General features: G+C 62.2%; 1 protein-coding gene. It reads left to right on the top strand.

Features of this window, described 5'->3' with window-relative positions:
- Positions 1–4,357 (top strand): lactate dehydrogenase (locus tag GEU01_RS19675; RefSeq protein ID WP_019087419.1); only part of this gene is annotated, 4,357 nt, incomplete at both ends.

The raw sequence follows: 4,357 nt of genomic DNA, 5'->3' as shown, positions 1-4,357 counted from the left end.
GCGATCCATGCCTCCACAACAGACGTTGAAAGGGCAGGACTGAAGCGCGCGACACAATATGCGCATTTTACGCCTGAACTGATCGTGCACGCGCTCTGGAACAAAATGCTGCAGATGGGCTTCAGAGGCGGTTCCGTGCTTGAACCCGGCTGTGGGACCGGTCTCTTAATCGCGGCCCGACCGGAAAGGCTCGAGGGACGCATCGCCTTTACCGGGATCGAGAATGATCCTATTACAGCAAGGATCGCACGCAGGCTCTATCCGAACCAGTGGATCCGCAGCGAGGATTTCACGACAGTGAAGCTCGCAAACGGCTATGACCTTGCGATCGGTAATCCACCCTTTTCCAATCGCACCGTGCGTGGCCCGGAAGGTCTGGGACGGCTTGGCCTGAGCCTGCATGACTTTTTTATCGCCCGATCCGTCGAGGCACTCCGCCCAGGCGGCATAGCAATTTTCGTGACGTCCCACCATACGCTGGACAAGACCGACAGCACAGCGCGCCGGACCATTGCCGACATGGCTGACCTCGTGGGGGCAGTCCGGCTCCCGGCCGGAGCAATGCGCGATGACGCCGGCACGGACGTGGTGGTGGACGTGCTGGTGTTACGCAAGCGCATGATCGGCGACATGGCCGATGATGAGACCTGGCTGGAAGCCAGCGCCCTTGCGGATAGCGACCAGGGTAACGGTCCGCTCCTTATCAATCGCTACTTCCTCGACCATCCGGAGCAGGTGCTTGGCCGTCACGGCTGGACCACCACCCAGTTCGGTCCCGATTACACATGCGACGCGCGTGCCGACGGTAGGCTCGATGTGATGTTACCCGAGGCCCTGAGCCGGATTGGGCAGGACGTCCGCTTTCCTGAACCCCTGGACCAGCGCATTGTCCGGCCGGCGGGAGCCGGTGTGCTGGTCGGCACGGCTGCCGATGGCGCCCAGATGAAAGAGGGCTCCTACTTCGTCACGAAAGGCGTCCTGCAGCAGATCTGCGACGGACAGGCCGCCACGGTCGCCATCAGGAAGGGGGATCAGAAGGATGGCCTCTTCCAGAAGCATGCCCGGATCATTGCCGCGCTGATACCCGTCCGGGATGCGGCACGCGCGGTGCTGCAGGCGCAGATGGAGAACCTGCCCTATGGACGCCTGCAGGGTGACCTGAAGCGTGCCTATTTCAGCTTTGTCCGACAGTTCGGCCCGATCAACCTGATGAATGTGACGGTCAGGATCGATCCAGAAACCGGGGTCGAAAACGAAACCCAGCGGCGACCGAACCTCACGCCATTTTACGATGATCCCGACGTCTGGCTGGTCTCGTCCATCGAGGAATACGACGAGGCGACACAGAAAGGCCGGATGGGACCAATTTTCTCGGAGCGGGTCATTCATGCGCCTGTCGAACCCGAGATCCATTCCGCCCACGACGCCCTGGCCGTCTGCCTGCATGAAACAGGCGGCGTGGAAATGCCGCGGATCGCGGAACTCATGGGACAGTCCGAAGTTGAGGTCGCGGCCGCACTGGGGGATGCGGTCTATCTCGATCCGGTACGGAGCGTGGACGGTCGCGATGTCTGGGTCACGGCTGATGAAATGCTCTCCGGCGCCGTGCGGACCAAGCTGGAAGAGGCACGCGATGCAGCCCGGATCGATGGACGCTACGCCCGGAACATGACGGCGCTGGAAGCCGTCCAGCCAGCCGATCTGCGTCCGTCGGAGATCACCGCGCGCCTTGGCGCTCCGTGGTTGCCGGTCAGCGACATCATCGCCTTTACCGCCGAGGTGCTCGGGGTCGAAACGGTCATCTATCACGCACCCGCGGTCGCCTGCTGGACCGTGGAAAAACGGGCGTTCATGGGCAAGGCCGAGGCAACGTCAGTCTGGGGAACGGAACGGCGACATGCCGGCGAACTGCTGGAAGATGCCCTGACGCAGGCATCGCCAAAAATATGGGATGTCTGGCGTGATGGCGATGGCAATGAGCACCGCGAACTGAACACACAGGAAACGGAAGCCGCAAAGGAAAAACTGGCAGCGATCAGGCGTGCGTTCGAGACATGGGTCTGGCAGGATGGCGATCGGGCCGAGCGGCTGGTCCGGCTGTACAATGATACCTACAACAACCTGGTTGCACGCGCGTTTGATGGCTCCCATCTGCGCCTGCCTGGTGCAAGCACCACGATCAGCCTGCGCCCCCACCAGAAACGGGTCATCTGGCGGATCATCGCTGCGGGCGGCACGTATATCGCGCACGCGGTCGGCTCCGGAAAGACCTTCTCGATGGTTGCGGCCGTCATGGAGCAGAAGCGGCTTGGCCTGGTCAGCAAGGCGATGATCGCCGTCCCCGGTCACTGCCTCGCCCAGATGGCCCGCGAATTCCTCATGCTCTACCCGACCGCACGGATCCTCGTCGCCGACGAGACGAACTTCGTGAAGGCAAAGCGCCAGCGGTTCCTCGCCCGGGCCGCGACCGGAAACTGGGATGCGATCATCATCACGCATGACGCATTCAGGTTCATCCCGGTGGAGGGGGATTTCGAACGCCAGATGATCGAGGCGCAGATCGCGTCTTACGAGGAAGTGCTGGAAAGCGTCGACGCGGCCGATCGCCTGTCGCGCAAGCGGGTCGAGAGCATGAAGGAGAAGATGCAGGCGAAGCTGGAAGGCCTTTCCGCTCGAAAGGACGATCTCGTGCATCTGGGAGAGATCGGTATCGACCAGATCCTCGTCGACGAGGCGCAGCAGTTCCGGAAGCTGAGTTTTGCAACCAACCAGTCCGACCTCAAGGGGGTCGATCCGAACGGCTCGCAGCGGGCCTGGGATCTCTTCGTGAAGACGCGCTACCTGGCGGCAAAAAATCCGGAGCGCCCGCTGATCATGGCGTCCGGCTCCCCGATCACCAATACGCTCGCCGAAATGTGGACGGTCAGCCGCTATATGGATCTTGAGGCGCTGCAGAAGCGCTACCTGCATGAATTCGATGCCTGGGCAGCCAATTTCGGCGAGACCCGTACCGAACTGGAACTGCAGCCAAGCGGGCTTTACAAGCCGGTCACGCGCTTCACCGAGTTCGTCAACGTCGCCGACCTCATGGCGATGTATCGCGACTTCGCAGATGTCGTGCAGCACGATGACCTGCGCCAGTACGTGACTCTGCCAGCAATCCGGGGCGGGCGTCACGAGATTATTGTCGCACCGACAAACGATAACTTCAGGGCCTACCAGAAGACGCTGGCGGCCCGCATCAACGCCATCGAAGCACGCCAGGGGCGTCCCCAGAAGGGCGATGACATCCTCCTGTCCGTCATCACGGATGCCCGTCATGCCACGATCGACCTGCGCTTCGTCGCCCCTCTCGCCGCGAATGACGACACGTCGAAGCTCAACCTGATGATCGGGAACGTGTTCAGGATCTGGCAGGAGACATCGGAAAGCCGTTACAGCGATCCTGAAACCGGTCGGCCGTACGACCTGCCGGGGGCGGTGCAGATGATCTTTTCGGATCTGGGCACCGAGAGCGCGATGGAGACACGCGGTTTTTCCGCCTATACGTGGATCCGCGATGAACTGATCCGCCTGGGCGTGCCACGCGCGGAAATCGCGTTCATGCAGCACTACAGGAAGAGCGCGGCGAAGCAGAAGCTGTTCGGTGATCTCAATGCCGGCCGCAAGCGGATCCTGATCGGCTCGACGGCGACCATGGGCACCGGCGTCAACGCCCAGCAGCGCCTCAAGGCCCTGCACCATCTCGACGTGCCGTGGCTGGTCTCCGACATCATCCAGCGCGAGGGGCGTATCGAGCGGCAGGGCAACCAGCACGCGGAAATCGAACTCTACGCCTACGCCCAGCAGGGTTCTGTTGACGCGACCAACTGGCAGCTCCTCGAACGCAAGCAGCGCTTTATTGGACTTGCGATGTCAGGTGACCGTTCCATCCGCCGGATTGAGGACATTGGCGGGGAAGGGGGAAACCAGTTCGCCATGGCCAAGGCGCTTGCCTCGGGCGATGCCCGGCTGATGCAGAAAGCCGGGCTGGAGGCCGATCTTGCCCGGCTCGAGAGACTGGCGGCCGCCCATTATGACGACCAGTTCGCCGTAAAACGTGCCATCGACTGGCCCGAGCGTGAGATTGCGGGCGCGGAGCGCCAGATCCCGCTTATCGAGGCGGATATTGCCAGCCGTCAGCCCACGAAGGGGGATGCGTTCGTACTGCGTCGGGACAAGGGGGATGTCAGCGAACGTGAGAAGGCCGGATCATGGCTCCTGTCCCAGGTCCGCCTGGCGGCAAAGAACGGTGAGGCAGGGGTCTGGAATCTCGGACGCATCGGTGGGTTCGCCGTCATGTGCGAAGCTGGGCCTG

The organism is Komagataeibacter europaeus LMG 18890, from assembly GCF_000285295.1.
GTDB lineage: Bacteria > Pseudomonadota > Alphaproteobacteria > Acetobacterales > Acetobacteraceae > Komagataeibacter > Komagataeibacter europaeus.
The sequence above is the reverse complement of the archived record's forward strand: the minus strand, read 5'-3'. Positions and strand labels throughout refer to the sequence as shown.